We start from the raw sequence: 14426 nt of genomic DNA on the forward strand, positions 1-14426 counted from the left end.
GAAACTCCTTTTCGTTCGGTCATGCAGCACGGTCGCGCCGTGCCATTGCCTTACCAACACCGCCAAATCGCTTTGGTTCCGATGATACCTGAAAAGTTCTGCCGCCCGTGGGCGTGGGCCGGTCTCAGCCGCAAGGCAGCGCAGTGCGGGCGGCTTCCAGCTCGGCCAGGGGGCGCTTGGGATAGCGGGCGAGCAGGTCCGCCACCCCGTCACGGCAGACCGGGCCCTGCCAGGTTGCGGGAAACAGGTGATCAGGCAGGATCGGGGTGCGCAGCACGATCCGGCGCCAGCCATGGACCAGCAGCACGCGCAGGGCGGTGGTCTCCAACGTGGTGAGACCCGGCGCGCTGTCCAGCAACGGCCGCAGACCGGCCAGGGCCCTGGCGAAGTCCGCGGCCATCTGCACCGTGGTCGCGTCGCAGATCCGGGCGGTCATCCAGTCGGGCAGGGCGGTGCCCGGCCCCAGCGGGGTGACGAAGGCGTCGGCAGTCGCCGGCCGGGTGGCGCTGACCAGCAGGGTTGCCGATAGCCAGACGCCCGCCCCGTCCTGGTGTGCCCCCGGCTGGCCCGGGTTGAAGGCGGCCAGCCAGGCGGTCTCGGCCCCGGGGCCGGTGCCGTAGATCCGCGGCGAGGCGGCCGCACTTTGCGCCCGGCCGCGGTCGGTGAGGAAATAGGCACTGGTGCGGCCCGCGCGGGCGCTGTCGATCCAGCCATCCTTGCGCAGCCGGTGCAGGGCGACACGCATCGCCTCGGGCCTGATGCCGATCTGGGCGGAGATCTGGCGCAGCAGGGCTGCGCTGATCCGGGCGTCCGGGGCCTGGGCCAGATCGCCGAAGACCGAGATCAGGAAGGACCAGACCCGCGGGGTCCGGTCCCCGGTCAGGTGCTGGACGATCACGGGAAAGGGCGGGCTCTGCATATTCGGTTCCTAGACCGCGGGGGCGCTGTTTCCAACCCTAGGCGGCATAGGCGATCATGGTGAGCAACTCGTACTCCGCCACCAGGTCGTCCTCCTGGTTGGTCAGGCTCACATGCCAACGCACCTCGCCATAAGCGTCGTTGCGCGGGGTCTTGTGCTTGACCGTCAGGCGGGCCTTGAGGCTGTCGCCCGGCGCGACCGGCTTGAGAAAGCGCAGGCTGTCGAGGCCGGTATTGGCCAGAACCGGGCCTTCGTCGGGATCCACGAACAGCCCGGCGGCAAAGCTCAGCAGCAGGTAGCCATGGGCCACCCGCCCGGGGAAGAACGGGTTTCGCGCCGCCGCCGCGTCATCCATATGGGCATAGAAGGTGTCGCCGGTGAACGCGGCGAAATGCTCGATATCGGCCAGGGTGACCTGTCGCGCCGGGGTGTGCAGGGTCTCGCCGATCCGCAGCGCGTCGAAGCCGCGGGTGAAGGGATGGGCCGGGGCCGGGGTTTCGGTCGCGCCGGGCACCCATTTGCCCCCGATCGCGGTCAGCATGTCCGGGCTGCCCTGGATCGCGGTGCGCTGCATGTAGTGCATCACCCCGCGCACGCCGCCCAGTTCTTCGCCGCCGCCGGCACGTCCGGGGCCGCCATGGATCATGTGGGGCAGGGGGGCGCCGTGGCCGGTGGCCTCGCCCATGCTGTCGCGATCGTCGATATAGAGCCGCCCGTGGAAGGCGCCCGCGCCCAGGGCGACCTGGCGCGCGACCTCCGGGTCATGGGTGATCACCGAGGCCACCAGGGAGCCTGCCCCGCGATTGACCAGGGCCACGGCATGATCCAGGTCGCGGTAGCCCATGACCGTCGAGACCGGCCCGAAGGCCTCGGTGTCGTGCAGGCGCTGCGCGGCATCGGGATCGGCGCAGTGAAACAGCATCGGTGGCAGGAACGCGCCCGTTCGGGCATCGGCGCCGTGGACCGTGAACGCCTCCGGGTCGCCGAAGACACGCTCGGCCTCGGTGGCGATGACGCTTGCCTTCGCCAGCACGTCGCGCTTCTGGCCGTTGGAGACCAGGGCGCCCATGGTGGTGGCGGTGTCGCGCGGGTCGCCGATCACCGTCTTGGCCAGCCGGGTGCCCAGGGCGGCGATCACCCCGTCGACCTGGGCCTGCGGGGCGAGGATGCGGCGGATGGCGGTGCATTTCTGGCCCGCCTTGGCGGTCATTTCCCGCGCCACCTCCCGGATGAAGAGATCGAATTCCGGTGTGCCGGGCACCGCGTCGGGGCCGAGGATCGAGGCGTTGAGGCTGTCCTGCTCTGCCACGAAGCGGACCGCGTTGCGCAGCAGGTGAGGGGCCGCGCGCAGGTGCAGCGCGGTGTCGGCGGAGCCGGTGAAGCTGACCACGTCCTGGCAGGTCAGCCGGTCGAGCATGTCGCCCAGCCCGCCGGTGACAAGCTGCAGCGCGCCGGCGGGCAGGATGCCGCTGTCGAGGATGATCCGCACCGCCTTTTCGGTGACATAGCAGCTGGCGGTGGCCGGTTTGACGATTGCGGGCATCCCGGCCAGCAGGGTCGGGGCGAGCTTCTCCAGCATGCCCCAGACCGGGAAGTTGAAGGCGTTGATATGCACCGCGACGCCTTGCAGCGGGGTTGCGATATGCTGGCCCAGGAAGGTGCCGGTGCGGGATAGCTGTTCGACCTCGCCGTCGAGATAGACATGGGCATCGGGCATCTCCCGCCGCCCCTTGGAGGCGAAGACGAACACCGTGCCGATGCCGCCGTCGATGTCGATCAGGTGGTCGGCCTGGGTGGCGCCGGTGGCGAAGGACAGGTCATAGAGCGCCTGTTTGTGCGCGCCCAGGTGCAGGGCCAGCGCCTTCAGCATCCGGGCGCGGTCGTGGAAGGTCAGTGCGCGCAGGGCCGGGCCGCCGGTGTCGCGGGCGTAGTCCAGCATGGCCTGCACGTCCAGCGCGCCGTTGCCCGCCCGTGCCAGGGGGGCGCCGGTCACCGCATGCGCGATCATCCGGGCATCGGCATCGGGGGCGATCCAGTGGCCGGCTGCGAAGCTTTGGACGTCGAGAAGGCTCATGGTCTTTCCTTTTCCTTGGGCCGGGCATCCCGGGGCCGCTGTCAGCGGTAGCGCTGCGCCCGGACCCAGGAGCCGGGGCTTGCGGCGTCGAGCGCATCGAGGGCGGCGCGGATGGTGGCATCGCCCGCCTGTCGGGCGGCGAAGAGCGGCCCGCCGCGCCAGCGCGGGAAGCCGTAGCCGTGCAGCTTGACCATGTCGACGGCGGCGTCGCTGTCGGCGATGCCCTCCTCGACCAGGCGTGCGCCTTCATTGGCCAGGACCGCCAGCAGCCGGGCCTGGATCTCGCCCGCGTCCTGGGCGCGGCGCGGCAGGCCGTGCGCGGCGGAATAGTCGGTGATCAGGGAGGTCACCGCCGGGTCGACGCGGGGGCGGCGGTCGCCCTCGGCATAGGCATACCAGCCTTTGCCGGCGCGCTGTCCGGTCCGCCCCAGCGCACAGAGCTGGTCCGAGAGGGTGACGTAGCGTTCGCGCGCCGGGCGCGTCGCGTCCTGTCGACGGCGGTTGGCCTCGGCGATGTGCAGCCCGCTGAGATCCTGCGCCTCGAACGGGCCCATGGCCATGCCGAAGGCGCGCATGGCCCCGTCGATCTGCTCGGGCAGGGCGCCGTCGGCCAGCATGTATTCCGCCGCCCGCCGGTAGGCCGCGAGCATCCGGTTGCCGATGAACCCGTCGCAGATCCCCGACAGGACCGCCACCTTGCGCAGCCGCCCGGCCAGGGCGAAGGCCGTGGCGAGGGTCTCGGCGGAGGTCTCGGGCAGGCGCACCACCTCCAGCAGCTTCATCACATGGGCCGGGGCGAAGAAATGCAGCCCGAGACAGCGGTCGGGAGCGGGGATGCCCGCGAAGATCTCGCGCGGATCGAGATAGGAGGTGTTGGTTGCCAGGATCGCGTCGGGGGCCATGACCTGCGCCAGCGCGGCGAAGGCCGCCCGTTTCGTGGCGGTCTCTTCGAACACCGCTTCGATGGCGAGATCGGCCTCTGCGGCGTGCCCGATACCGACCCCGGTGCGCAGGGCCGCGCAGTGCGCGTCATGGCGGGCCTGGTCGATCTTGCCACGGCGCAGCGCCCCGGCGATCAGCCCCCGCACCCGGTCGCGGGCCGCCTCGGCGGTGGCGGCGTCCCGTTCCAGCAAGTCGACCCGGTAGCCCGCGCCGAGGCAGGCGGCGGCAATGCCCGCCCCCATCAGCCCGCCGCCCATGACCGCGATGCGGGCGATCTCGCGCGGTGTCCTGTCCCGGATCACCGCGGGGCGCGCCACGGTGCGTTCGGCGAAGAACGCATGCCGCAGGGCGCGGCTTTGATCGGAGGCGCGCAGGGACAGGTGCAGCGCGCGTTCCTTCCGCTGGCCTTCGCGGAAGGGCCCCGTGGCGCAGAGCAGCGCGTCGAGCGCCTGCAGGGGGGCGGTTTGCCCGCGGGCGCGCGCGGCCAGGGTGCGGCGGTGCGCGGCGATCCGGGCGCTGTCGGGTGGCGGTGGTGCGGGGCGTTCGGAGACCGGGATCCGGGGCTCGGGCACCAAGGCGCGCGCGGCGGCCTCCGGGTCGTCGGCGATGGCATCGAGCGCGCCGCGGGCGTGGGCCTCCTGCGCGCTCAGCAGCTTGCCCGCGCAGGCCATGTCGATGGCCGCGTCCCAGCCGAACAGGCGTGGCGCGCGCTGGGTGCCGCCCGCGCCGGGGATCAGCCCGACGGTCACCTCGGGCAGCCCGAACCGTGTGCCCGGCGCCGCGATGCGATAGGCGCAGCCCATGGCGATTTCGAGCCCCCCGCCCAGCACCGTGCCCTGCATCACCGCGACGAAGGGCGTGGCGCTGGCCTCGATCGCGTCGACCACGTCGGGAAGGTCCGGCGGCTGCGGCGGGGCGTCGAACTCGCGCATGTCGCCGCCGGCGATGAAGGTGCGGCCCGCGCAACGCAGGATCGCCAGCCGCGCCCCCTGCACCCGGGTGACGGCGTCGAGCAGGCCCTGGCGCACCGCGGTCGAGGTCGCATTGACCGGCGGGTTGTCCACGGTCACCCAGGCGAGGCCGGTGTCGGTATCCACGCGCGTGTCGACGATGCCCCCCACGGCGGCTTCCCTTGCTGACTCGGTACCCCGACATTAATTGACCAACCGGTCGGTTTATGCAAGGATCATTTCGGGCTGGCCAGAAAGTGACCCGGAATGACTGATCCCGCGCGGATGCAAGACATTGAGACGGCAACCGAAATCGTCGCGACCCGCGGGGGGCGACTCGCCGCTGGCCCGCGCGGCCGGGCTCCGGTCCGGGGGGCCGGGCGTTGACACCGCAGGAGCGCGCCCGCCGCGCCGCTGAGGCCATGTGGTCCTCGGACCAGGCCTCCAGATGGCTGGGCATGCGGCTCGTGTCGGTCGATGTGGGGACCGCAACCCTGACCCTGGAGGTGGCCGCCCACCATTGCAACGGGCACGGGATCTGCCATGGCGGCATCACCTTCGCCCTGGCCGACAGCGCCTTCGCCTTTGCCTGCAACAGCCGCAACCAGGCGACGGTCGCCCAGCACAATGCGATCACCTACATCGCCCCCGCCCAACTGGGCGACACCCTGACGGCCACGGCGCGGGAGCTTTCGCTGACCGGGCGCAGCGGCATCTACGACATACGCGTCGCGGATCAGGACGACCGGACCGTCGCCGAGATGCGCGGCCTGTCCCGCGCGATCAAGGGTCGGCTGTTCGAGGAATGATCCCAGGGAGGGAGGAGCCCACATGAAAGACCTGAGCCCGAACCGGGCGGAGCTGGACCCGATCGAGATCGCCAGCCGCGACGAGATTGCGGCGCTCCAGCTCGACCGGATGAAATGGTCCCTGCGCCATGCCTATGACAATGTGCCGATGTATCGCGCCCGGTTCGACGCGGCCGGTGTGCATCCCGACGACCTGCGCGACTTGAAGGATCTCGCGAAGTTTCCCTTCACCCACAAGAGCGACCTGCGCGACCACTATCCTTTCGGCATGTCGGCGGTGCCGCGCGACAGGCTGGTGCGGGTGCATGCCTCGTCGGGGACCACGGGCAAGCCGACGGTGGTGGTCTATACCCGCCACGATATCGAGGTCTGGGCCGACACCCTGGCGCGCAGCCTGCGGGCCTCCGGCCTCAGGGCGGGCGACATGATCCACAATGCCTATGGCTACGGGCTGTTCACCGGGGGTCTGGGCGCCCATTACGGCATCGAGAAGCTGGGCGCGACGGTCATTCCCATGGGCGGCGGGCAGACCGAAAAGCAGGTCAGCCTGATCCATGATTTCCGGCCGACCGCCATCATGGTGACGCCGTCCTACATGCTCAATATCCTTGAAGGGTTCCACAAGGCGGGTCTGGATCCGCGGCAATCCTCGTTGCAGGTGGGCGTGTTCGGGGCCGAGCCCTGGACCAACGCCATGCGCCAGGAGGTCGAAGAGGCCTTCGACATGCACGCGGTGGACATCTACGGGCTGAGCGAGGTCATGGGGCCGGGGGTGGCCAATGAATGCGTGGAGACCAAGGACGGGCTCCATGTCTGGGAAGACCATTACTATCCGGAGATCATCGACCCGCAGACCGGCGAGGTGCTAAAGGACGGTGCGGAGGGCGAGCTGGTCTTCACCACCCTGACCAAGGAGGGGATGCCGATGATCCGCTACCGCACGCGCGATCTGACCCGGCTTCTGCCCGGCACGGCGCGCAGCATGCGGCGGATCGAAAAGATCACCGGGCGCTCCGACGACATGATGATCCTGCGCGGGGTCAATGTCTTTCCGACCCAGATCGAGGAACAGGTGATGGCCACCGGCGGGCTGGGCCCGTATTTCCAGATCGAACTCTACACCTCGGGGCGGCTGGACGCGATGCGGGTCTTCGTCGAGGCGACCCCGGCGGCGGCGGACGAGCTGTCGCGAACCGCCGCGGCCCGTGTCCTGACCAAGCATGTCCGGGACATGGTCGGGGTGTCCATCGAAGTGGTCGTCGGCGACCCCGGCTCGGTCGCGCGCAGCCAGGGCAAGGCCGTCCGCGTCATCGACAACCGCAAGAAGGACTAGCCGTGTCGCGCCCCATCGCCAAGGACCACGACGCGAAGCGGATGCATATCCTGAAGGTCGCGGCCCGCGTCTTCGCGGACCAGGGGTTCGCGCGCGCCTCGATGGCCCAGGTGGCGAAGGATTGCGGCATCTCGAAGGCCAATATCTATCACTATTACAGCAGCAAGGACGCGCTGCTCTTCGATATCCTCGACACTTACCTGTCGGCCCTGCGCGACCGCATCCTCGGGCTGGACCTGGCCGGGCTCGCCCCCGAGGCGCAGCTCGGGCGGATCGTGACCGAGACCCTGCGCGCCTATGAGGGGATGGATCACGAGCACAAGATCCAGACCGAGGGCATCCCGTTGCTGCCCCCGGAGCAGCAGAAGATCCTCAAGGCCTATCAGCGCGACCTCGTGGGGCAGATGAGCGGCATCGTGGCCGCAGTCGCACCGGAGGCGTTCGCGCAGGACTCGCGCAAGCTGCGTGCGACGGTGATGTCGATCTTCGGAATGCTCAACTGGTTCTACATGTGGAACAGCCCCGCCGACCGGCAGGCGCGGGACGACTACGCCGGGCTGGTCACGCGGCTGACCCTGTCGGGGCTGCGCGGGCTCTGAGCCCGGCCCTAGTGGTCGTAGGTCACCACAACCCGGTCCGTCACCGGGTAGGACTGGCAGGACAGCACGTACCCCCTTGCCACCTCGTAATCTTCCAGCGCGTGGTTGGCGATCATCTCCACCTCCCCCTCCAGCACCTTGCACTTGCAGGTGGAGCAGACCCCGGCCTTGCAGGCATAGGGCGCATCCAGTGCGTTCGCGAGCGCCGCGTCGAGGATCGACTGGTCCTTGTCCATGGCAAAGCTGCGCGCCGCGCCGTCCATGGTGACGGTGGCCGCGGTCGCCCGGGCCTCGGGGTCGTGACCGGCGGCGGCGCCGGGTTTGCGCGGCAGGCGCCCGGGCTGGCCGCTGGCGAAAAGTTCGAACTTGATCCGGTCGTCGGTCATCCCGTGCGCCCGCAGCGCCGCCGCGATGCCCAGCATCATCGGTTCGGGCCCGCAGATGAAGGCGGTGTCGATGCTGTCGATGTCGATCCAGTGGGCGAACAGGGCGTCGCATTTCGCCCCGTCGACCCGGCCGGTGAACAGGTCGATCTCCTGCGCGTCGCTTTCGAGCACGTGGATCACGGTCAGCCGTCCCATGTGCAGGTTCTTGAGATCCTCCAGCTCCTCGCGGAACATGATCGTGTTCACACCCCGGTTGGCATAGACCAGCGTGAAGCGGCTGCCGGGCTCCCGGGCGAGCACGGTCTTCAGGATCGACAGGATCGGCGTGATGCCCGAACCCCCGGCGAAGGCGAGATAGTTGCGGGGCGTGTGCGGGTCGAGGGGCGTGTGGAAGCTGCCCATGGGCACCATCGCCTCCAGGGTCATGCCGGGCGCGAGGCTGTCATTGGCCCAGGTCGAGAACGCGCCGCCCTCGACCCGCTTGATGCCGACCTGAAGCACGCCGTCATCCCGTCCGGCGCAGATCGAGTAGGAGCGGCGCAGCTCGGTGCCGTCGAAGGACCGCCGGAAGGTCAGGTACTGACCCTGGATGAACTCGAAATCGCCCCCATCGACGGGTTTCAGCGTCACCACGACCGCGTCGCGAATGGTCTTGCGGACATCGGTGACGGACAGGGGATGAAAACGGGCCATCACACGCGCTCCTCAGATGCACTTGAAATAGTCGAAGGGTTCGAGGCAGTCGGCGCAGCGCCATTGCGCCTTGCACGGGGTCGATCCGAACTGGCTGATCCGGGTGACGTTGGTGGATCGGCAGCGCGGGCAGCTGTCCGGCCCGCCCGCCGCCCGGGGGGGCGCGATGCCGTAGTCCAGCAGCTTTGCACGGCCCTTTTCCGACAGCCAGTCGGTGGTCCAGGGCGGGCTGATCTGTGTCCTGATGCGGACCTTGTCCAGCCCGCGGGCGTGCAGCGCGGTCTCGATATCCATCGCGATGACCCGGGTGGCCGGGCAGCCCGAATAGGTCGGGGTCACCGCGACCTCCAGGGTGTCGCCGTCCCAGGCCACGTCGCGCACGATGCCCAGATCCACCACCGAGATCGCCGGGATCTCGGGGTCGGGCACCGCGTCGAGCCAGGCCCAGATCTCTGCCGGGGCGGGTTGCATCCTACCACCTGGCCCCGGGATAGGCCCGTTGCAGCCATTGCATCTGGGTCAGCATGTGTCCCAGGTGCTCGGAGTGCTGGAACCCGGTCTTGCCGCCGGTCTGGGCAAAGCCGCCTTCGGGGATCGACAGGGTCGCCTCGGCCAGCACCGCGTCCACATGGGCGTCGAACCCCGCCCGCAGACCGGCCGGGTCCGGGGCGATCCCGGCGGCGGCCATCGCCCTGTCCACCGGGTCGGGCTGGAACATCTCGCCCACATAGGGCCACAGCAGATCGAGCGCCGCCTGCATCCGGCCATGGCTCTCGGCGGTGCCGTCGCCCAGCCCGATCACCATCTCGCCGGAGCGTTCGAGATGGTACTGCACCTCCTTGACCGACTTGGCCGCGATCGCGGCCACCTGCGGCTCCGACGACCCGGTCAGGGCGCGCAACATCTGCAGGTGCCACGCATCGAACAGGAACTGGCGCATCATGGTCTGGCCGAAATCGCCATTGGGCTGCTCGACCAGCAGCAGGTTGCGGAAATCCCACACGTCGCGCAGCATCGCCAGATCGTCCGCCGAGCGGCCCTTGCCCTCGACCGCGCCCGCATGGCCGAGCCACATCTGGGTCTGGCCGATCAGGTCGAGCGCGGTGTTGGCCAGGGCGATGTCCTCCTCCAGCACCGGCGCATGGCCGCACCACTCGCTGACCCGGTGGCCGAGCACCAGCGTGTTGTCGCCCATCCGGCACAGAAACGCGAAGAGCGGGTCCGGTTCCGCCTGTCCCATCACATCGCCCCCACGTCGTCGGGGATGTCGAAGAAGGTCGGATGCCGGTAGACCTTGCTCTCGGAGGGTTCGTAGAGCGGCCCTTTCTCCGACGGGCTGGAGGCCGCGATGTGGCGCGCCTCCACCACCCAGATGCTGACGCCCTCGTTGCGGCGGGTATAGACGTCGCGGGCATGCTTGATCGCCATCTCTTCGTCCGGGGCATGCAGGCTGCCGACATGGCGGTGGCTCAGCCCGTGCTGACCACGGATGAACACCTCCCAGAGGGGCCATTCGGGGCGGCGGGGGCGCGGGGCGGGCGCGTCGGGATCTGCGGCGGGCTGTGTGCTCATTCTGCGGCCACCGTCCTGTGCTTGCGTTTCGCGGCATGGGCCAAAAGGCCGTCGCGGACCCATTGGCCCTCGTCCCAGGCCCTGTTGCGCGCCGCCAGACGTTCGGTGTTGCACGGCCCGTTGCCGCGGATCACCTCGAAGAACTCGTCCCAGTCCGGTTCGGCGAAATCGTAGCCGCCCTTGTCGTCGTTCCATTTCAGCGTCTCGTCGGGCACGGTCAGCCCGAGATATTCGGCCTGGGGTACGGTCTGGTCGACGAATTTCTGGCGCAGTTCGTCATTGGTGTTGATCTTGATCTTCCAGGCCATCGACTGGGCGGAATGTACGCTGTCCTTGTCCGAGGGGCCGAACATCATCAGCGCGGGATACCAGAACCGGTCCAGCGCGTTCTGGGCCATCGCCTTCTGGGCGGGCGTGCCCCGGGCCATCTTCATCATGATGTCATAGCCCTGCCGCTGGTGGAACGATTCCTCCTTGCAGATCCGGATCATCGCCCGGGCATAGGGCCCGAAGGAGGTCCGCTGCAACGGCACCTGGTTCATGATCGCCGCACCATCGACCAGCCAGCCGACCGCCCCCATATCGGCCCAGGTCAGGGTCGGGTAGTTGAAGATCGAGCTGTATTTCATGCGGCCATCCAGCAGCATCTCGGTCAGTTCGTCGCGCGACACGCCCAGGGTCTCGGCCGCGCAATAGAGATAGAGCCCATGGCCCGCCTCGTCCTGCACCTTGGCCAGCAGGATCGCCTTGCGCTCCAGTGTGGGGGCCCGGGTGATCCAGTTGCCCTCGGGCAGCTGGCCGACGATCTCGGAATGGGCGTGCTGGCCGATCTGGCGGATCAGGGTCTTGCGGTAGCCTTCGGGCATCCAGTCCTTCGGTTCGATCTTCTCGCCCGCGTCGATGCGCGCCTGGAAGGCGGCCAGCTTCTCCGGGTCCTCCCGGCTCGCTTCGGATGCGATCATCTGTGCATACATGTCGTGTTCCTCCCGGGTCAGACGCGTTCGAGTATCAGGGCCGTGCCCTGGCCCACGCCGACGCACATGGTGCAGAGCGCATAGCGCCCGCCCGTGCGCCTGAGCTGATGCGCCGCCGTCAGCACCAGCCGCGCGCCGGACATGCCCAGCGGATGGCCCATGGCGATGGCGCCGCCATTGGGGTTCACCCTGACATCATCATCGGCCAGGCCAAGCTGGCGCAGTGTCGCGAGGCTCTGGCTCGCGAAGGCCTCGTTCAGCTCGATCACGTCCATCTGGTCGAGGGTCAGGCCCGCGCGGTCCAGCAGCTTGCGGCTGGCGGGCACGGGGCCGATTCCCATGACACGCGGCGCCACCCCGGCGGAGGCCATGCCGACCACCCGCGCCATCGGGGTCAGCCCATGGGCCCGCGCCGCGGCGGCCGACGCGATCAGCAGCGCCGCGGCGCCGTCGTTCACGCCGCTGGCATTGCCCGCCGTGACCGACAGACCGGGCCCGTTAATGCCCTTCAGCCCGGCCAGCCGGGCGGCATCGGTGCCCGGGCGGGGGTGTTCGTCCCGGTCCACGAGGATCGGGGCACTCCCGCGCTGGGGCACCGGGACGGGCACGATCTCGTCGGCAAAGAGCCCGGCTGCGTCGGCGGCGGCCCAGCGGGCCTGGGACCGCGCGGCGAAGGCGTCCTGGTCGGCGCGGCTGATCTCGTAGGCGGCGGCGACGGTGTCGGCGGTTTGCGGCATCGTATCGATGCCATGCGTTGCCGCGATCTTCGGGTTGACGAAGCGCCAGCCGATGGTGGTGTCGTGGACCGTGGCGGCGCGGGCAAATGCGCTCTCGGCCTTGGGCATGACGAAGGGCGCGCGGCTCATGCTCTCGATCCCGCCGGCGATGGCCAGGTCATATTCCCCGGCCTTGATCCCGCGCGCGGCAGCGCCGACCGCGTCCATGCCACTGGCACAGAGCCGGTTCACCGTGAGGCCGGGCACCTCCTCGGGCAGACCGGCGAGCAGGGCGGCCATGCGCGCGACGTTGCGGTTGTCTTCCCCGGCCTGGTTCGCGGCGCCATAGATCACCTCGTCGACCCGGGCCCAGTCCACGCCCGGATTGCGCGCCATCAGGGCGGCGATGGGCAGGGCGGCGAGGTCATCGGCCCGCACCGAGGACAGCGCCCCGCCATAGCGCCCGATCGGGGTTCGGACCCCATCGCAAATCACTGCGTCCACCGCGCTCCCCCCGGGGTTAATCGACCGTGTGGTCGGTATATGCCGCCGCGCAGAGTCGCTCAAGAAAAAAGTTACGATTATGCGGGGTGGCTGGAATTCTGTAACATGTTCGGCAGGCGGCGGGGCTACTGCGCCGCGGCCAGGGCGGCCTCCAGCACGTCGCGGTCGCCGATATGGTTGGCCAGCACCAGGATCAGCCGGGCATTGAAGGCGGCACTTTCGGCGTCGGTCTTGCCTTCGTGCGCGGCGAGCAGGGCGGCGTAGAAATCGTCCGGAGCGTCGATATTCGGGTCGGTGTTGAGCCGGGTCATGGTCAGTCCTTTCCGCAGGCGGTGGTCAGGGCGGCCTGCACGGCCCCCGCATCGAAGGCGGGCCAGCGGGCGGCCACATGCTGATCCGGGCGGATGAGATAGACCGCCCCTTCGGCGGTCCCGAGGTAGCGCGCGGCCAGCGCCCCGCTGGGATCGTCCGCCTTGGAGATGCGCAAGGCGCGGACCGGTGGGCCGTCCAGCGCGATCTCGTCCGGCACCGCCCGGTCGATCGCCAGCAGGACGAAGCCGTCGCCCAGCTGCCGCAGCAGGAAATCCGCGCCCAGGGGGGCGTCGGCGCAGGGGCTGCCCACCCGGGTGCGCGCCGGGCCGCCGGGCAGGGCGTCCGGGCCGTTGAGCGGCGAGCCGTCATAGACACACGGCACCGACAGCCGCCCGGAATTCACGAGGGGTCGGGCGAAGGGATGCTTCTCGGCCAGGTGCAGCACCGCGTTGCGGAAGAGGTGACTGACCTTGGATTTCGGGGTGATGAAATCCGTGGCCCGGGTCGAATGCAGGATATTCTCGTCCGCGCCCTGGATCCTTTCGTGATCATAGCTGTCGAGCAGGGTGTCGGGGGCCTGCCCCGTGATCACCAGACCCAGTTTCCAGCCCAGGTTGTCCACGTCCTGCATGCCCGAGTTGGCCCCGCGCGCGCCGAAGGGGGAGACCTGGTGCGCCGCGTCCCCGGCAAAGATCACCCGGTGGTGGCGGAATTTCTCCATCCGGCGGCACTGGAAAGTGTAGATCGAGGACCAGACGATGTCGTACGCGACCTCTGCCCCCAGCATCGCGTCGAGCCTGCGGCGGATGTTGGCCTCTTTCAATTCCTCGGCCCGGTCCACGTCCCAGCCGATCTGGAAATCCACCCGCCAGATATCGTCAGGCTGGCGGTGCAGCAGGGTGGAGGCACCGGATTTGAACCAAGGCTCGAACCAGAACCAGCGTTCGGTCGGAAAATCGTCGGAGCGCATGCGGATATCGGCGATCAGGAAGCTGTCCTGGAAGACGCGCCCCTTGAAATCGAGCCCCAGCATCGCCCGCAGCGGCGAGCCCGCCCCGTCGCAACCGATCACCCAATCGGCCTCGACCCGGTAGGGGCCGTCGGGGGTCGCCACGTCCAGGGCGACGTGATCGGCATGGGTTTCGATCCCCTCCACCCGGTTGCGGCCGCGGATCTCGATCGGCGCGCCGGCCTGTTGCGCGGTGCAGATTTGGTCGAAGAGGTATTTCTCGAACCAGGGTTGCGGCAGGTTGATGAAGGCCGGGTGGGCATGGCCGGCCTCCGGCAGCAGGTTGAACTCGAACACCTGCCGGTCGTCCTGGAACACCTTGCCCACGTTCCACACCACCCCCTTGTCGAGCATCGGGCCCGCGCAGCCATAGCGCGCGGCGATCTCCAGGGTGCGCTTGGAGAAACAGATCGCCCGGCTGCCCATGCCGATCCCCTCGTGATCGTCGAGCAGCAGCACCGGCACCCCTTGCCGCCCGAGATCGAGCGCGGTGGCCAGCCCGATGGGCCCGCCGCCGACCACCACGACCTTGTGGCGGCGCGGTGCTGGAGCGTCCTGATCGGCGCATTTGCGGTAAGGATAGAGCCGAAAGGCGAGGGCGTAGCGGTCTTGCAGCATGGGGCCTCCGTGCACG

14 protein-coding genes are annotated in these 14426 nt (G+C 69.2%); 3 read left to right on the forward strand and 11 right to left on the reverse strand.

What is annotated here, in order from left to right:
• Positions 1 to 124: 124 nt before the first annotated feature.
• The 3 genes from PVW48_RS18580 to PVW48_RS18590 are packed head-to-tail and all read right to left on the reverse strand — an operon-like array spanning position 125 to position 5056.
• The gene (locus PVW48_RS18580; RefSeq protein ID WP_274582435.1) at positions 125 to 919 is read right to left on the reverse strand and encodes a PaaX family transcriptional regulator C-terminal domain-containing protein; all 795 of its coding nucleotides are present in this window, start codon (positions 917 to 919) and stop codon (positions 125 to 127) included.
• A 37-nt stretch (positions 920 to 956) separates the two neighbouring features.
• Positions 957 to 2993: a phenylacetic acid degradation bifunctional protein PaaZ gene (gene paaZ / locus PVW48_RS18585; protein ID WP_274582436.1), complete on the reverse strand. Its 2037-nt coding sequence runs from the start codon at positions 2991 to 2993 to the stop codon at positions 957 to 959.
• Between the two features lie 41 nt (positions 2994 to 3034).
• Complete coding sequence (locus tag PVW48_RS18590; RefSeq protein WP_274582437.1) at positions 3035 to 5056, reverse strand: 3-hydroxyacyl-CoA dehydrogenase NAD-binding domain-containing protein; 2022 nt, start codon at positions 5054 to 5056, stop codon at positions 3035 to 3037.
• A 212-nt stretch (positions 5057 to 5268) separates the two neighbouring features.
• Here PVW48_RS18590 and paaI point away from each other — a divergent pair, with 212 nt between their 5' ends.
• The 3 genes from paaI to PVW48_RS18605 are packed head-to-tail and all read left to right on the forward strand — an operon-like array spanning position 5269 to position 7626.
• Entirely contained in the window at positions 5269 to 5694 is a 426-nt protein-coding gene (paaI, locus tag PVW48_RS18595) for a hydroxyphenylacetyl-CoA thioesterase PaaI (RefSeq protein WP_012187218.1), read from the forward strand.
• A 22-nt stretch (positions 5695 to 5716) separates the two neighbouring features.
• The gene (paaK, locus tag PVW48_RS18600) at positions 5717 to 7027 is read left to right on the forward strand and encodes a phenylacetate--CoA ligase PaaK (protein WP_012187217.1); all 1311 of its coding nucleotides are present in this window, start codon (positions 5717 to 5719) and stop codon (positions 7025 to 7027) included.
• A gap of 2 nt (positions 7028 to 7029) precedes the next feature.
• On the forward strand, positions 7030 to 7626 hold the full coding sequence (locus tag PVW48_RS18605) for a TetR/AcrR family transcriptional regulator (RefSeq protein WP_274582438.1): 597 nt from the start codon (positions 7030 to 7032) through the stop codon (positions 7624 to 7626).
• Positions 7627 to 7634: 8 nt separating this feature from the next.
• Here the strand turns inward: PVW48_RS18605 and paaE are convergent, their stop codons facing one another.
• From paaE to PVW48_RS18645, 8 genes are all read right to left on the reverse strand, one after another.
• The gene (paaE, locus tag PVW48_RS18610) at positions 7635 to 8705 is read right to left on the reverse strand and encodes a 1,2-phenylacetyl-CoA epoxidase subunit PaaE (RefSeq protein WP_274582439.1); all 1071 of its coding nucleotides are present in this window, start codon (positions 8703 to 8705) and stop codon (positions 7635 to 7637) included.
• A gap of 12 nt (positions 8706 to 8717) precedes the next feature.
• Complete coding sequence (paaD, locus tag PVW48_RS18615; RefSeq protein WP_012187214.1) at positions 8718 to 9176, reverse strand: 1,2-phenylacetyl-CoA epoxidase subunit PaaD; 459 nt, start codon at positions 9174 to 9176, stop codon at positions 8718 to 8720.
• A gap of 1 nt (position 9177) precedes the next feature.
• Complete coding sequence (gene paaC, locus PVW48_RS18620) at positions 9178 to 9945, reverse strand: 1,2-phenylacetyl-CoA epoxidase subunit PaaC (RefSeq protein WP_274582440.1); 768 nt, start codon at positions 9943 to 9945, stop codon at positions 9178 to 9180.
• Entirely contained in the window at positions 9945 to 10277 is a 333-nt protein-coding gene (gene paaB, locus PVW48_RS18625) for a 1,2-phenylacetyl-CoA epoxidase subunit PaaB (RefSeq protein ID WP_012187212.1), read from the reverse strand. Before paaB ends, paaC begins: the two co-directional genes overlap by 1 nt.
• Positions 10274 to 11251 (reverse strand): 1,2-phenylacetyl-CoA epoxidase subunit PaaA, encoded by a 978-nt coding sequence (gene paaA, locus PVW48_RS18630; RefSeq protein ID WP_274582441.1) that lies wholly within the window; start codon positions 11249 to 11251, stop codon positions 10274 to 10276. The genes paaB and paaA overlap by 4 nt, the downstream gene beginning before the upstream one ends.
• 17 nt (positions 11252 to 11268) lie before the next feature.
• The gene (pcaF, locus tag PVW48_RS18635; protein WP_274582442.1) at positions 11269 to 12471 is read right to left on the reverse strand and encodes a 3-oxoadipyl-CoA thiolase; all 1203 of its coding nucleotides are present in this window, start codon (positions 12469 to 12471) and stop codon (positions 11269 to 11271) included.
• A 125-nt stretch (positions 12472 to 12596) separates the two neighbouring features.
• Positions 12597 to 12782: a DUF2783 domain-containing protein gene (locus PVW48_RS18640; protein WP_274582443.1), complete on the reverse strand. Its 186-nt coding sequence runs from the start codon at positions 12780 to 12782 to the stop codon at positions 12597 to 12599.
• A 2-nt stretch (positions 12783 to 12784) separates the two neighbouring features.
• Entirely contained in the window at positions 12785 to 14410 is a 1626-nt protein-coding gene (locus PVW48_RS18645; RefSeq protein ID WP_274582444.1) for an FAD-dependent oxidoreductase, read from the reverse strand.
• Positions 14411 to 14426: the final 16 nt, after the last annotated feature.

This window comes from Dinoroseobacter sp. PD6 (assembly GCF_028807315.1).
GTDB lineage: Bacteria > Pseudomonadota > Alphaproteobacteria > Rhodobacterales > Rhodobacteraceae > Dinoroseobacter > Dinoroseobacter shibae.

Bases quoted from the DNA above. Each gene is read 5' to 3' on its own strand.
- PVW48_RS18580 (WP_274582435.1), bottom strand. From the start codon at position 919: ATGCAGAGCCCGCCCTTTCCCGTGATCGTCCAGCACCTGACCGGGGAC.
- paaZ (WP_274582436.1), bottom strand. From the start codon at position 2,993: ATGAGCCTTCTCGACGTCCAAAGCTTCGCAGCCGGCCACTGGATCGCC.
- paaK (WP_012187217.1), top strand. From the start codon at position 5,717: ATGAAAGACCTGAGCCCGAACCGGGCGGAGCTGGACCCGATCGAGATC.
- paaE (WP_274582439.1), bottom strand. From the start codon at position 8,705: ATGGCCCGTTTTCATCCCCTGTCCGTCACCGATGTCCGCAAGACCATT.
- paaD (WP_012187214.1), bottom strand. From the start codon at position 9,176: ATGCAACCCGCCCCGGCAGAGATCTGGGCCTGGCTCGACGCGGTGCCC.
- paaC (WP_274582440.1), bottom strand. From the start codon at position 9,945: ATGGGACAGGCGGAACCGGACCCGCTCTTCGCGTTTCTGTGCCGGATG.
- paaB (WP_012187212.1), bottom strand. From the start codon at position 10,277: ATGAGCACACAGCCCGCCGCAGATCCCGACGCGCCCGCCCCGCGCCCC.
- paaA (WP_274582441.1), bottom strand. From the start codon at position 11,251: ATGTATGCACAGATGATCGCATCCGAAGCGAGCCGGGAGGACCCGGAG.
- PVW48_RS18640 (WP_274582443.1), bottom strand. From the start codon at position 12,782: ATGACCCGGCTCAACACCGACCCGAATATCGACGCTCCGGACGATTTC.
- PVW48_RS18645 (WP_274582444.1), bottom strand. From the start codon at position 14,410: ATGCTGCAAGACCGCTACGCCCTCGCCTTTCGGCTCTATCCTTACCGC.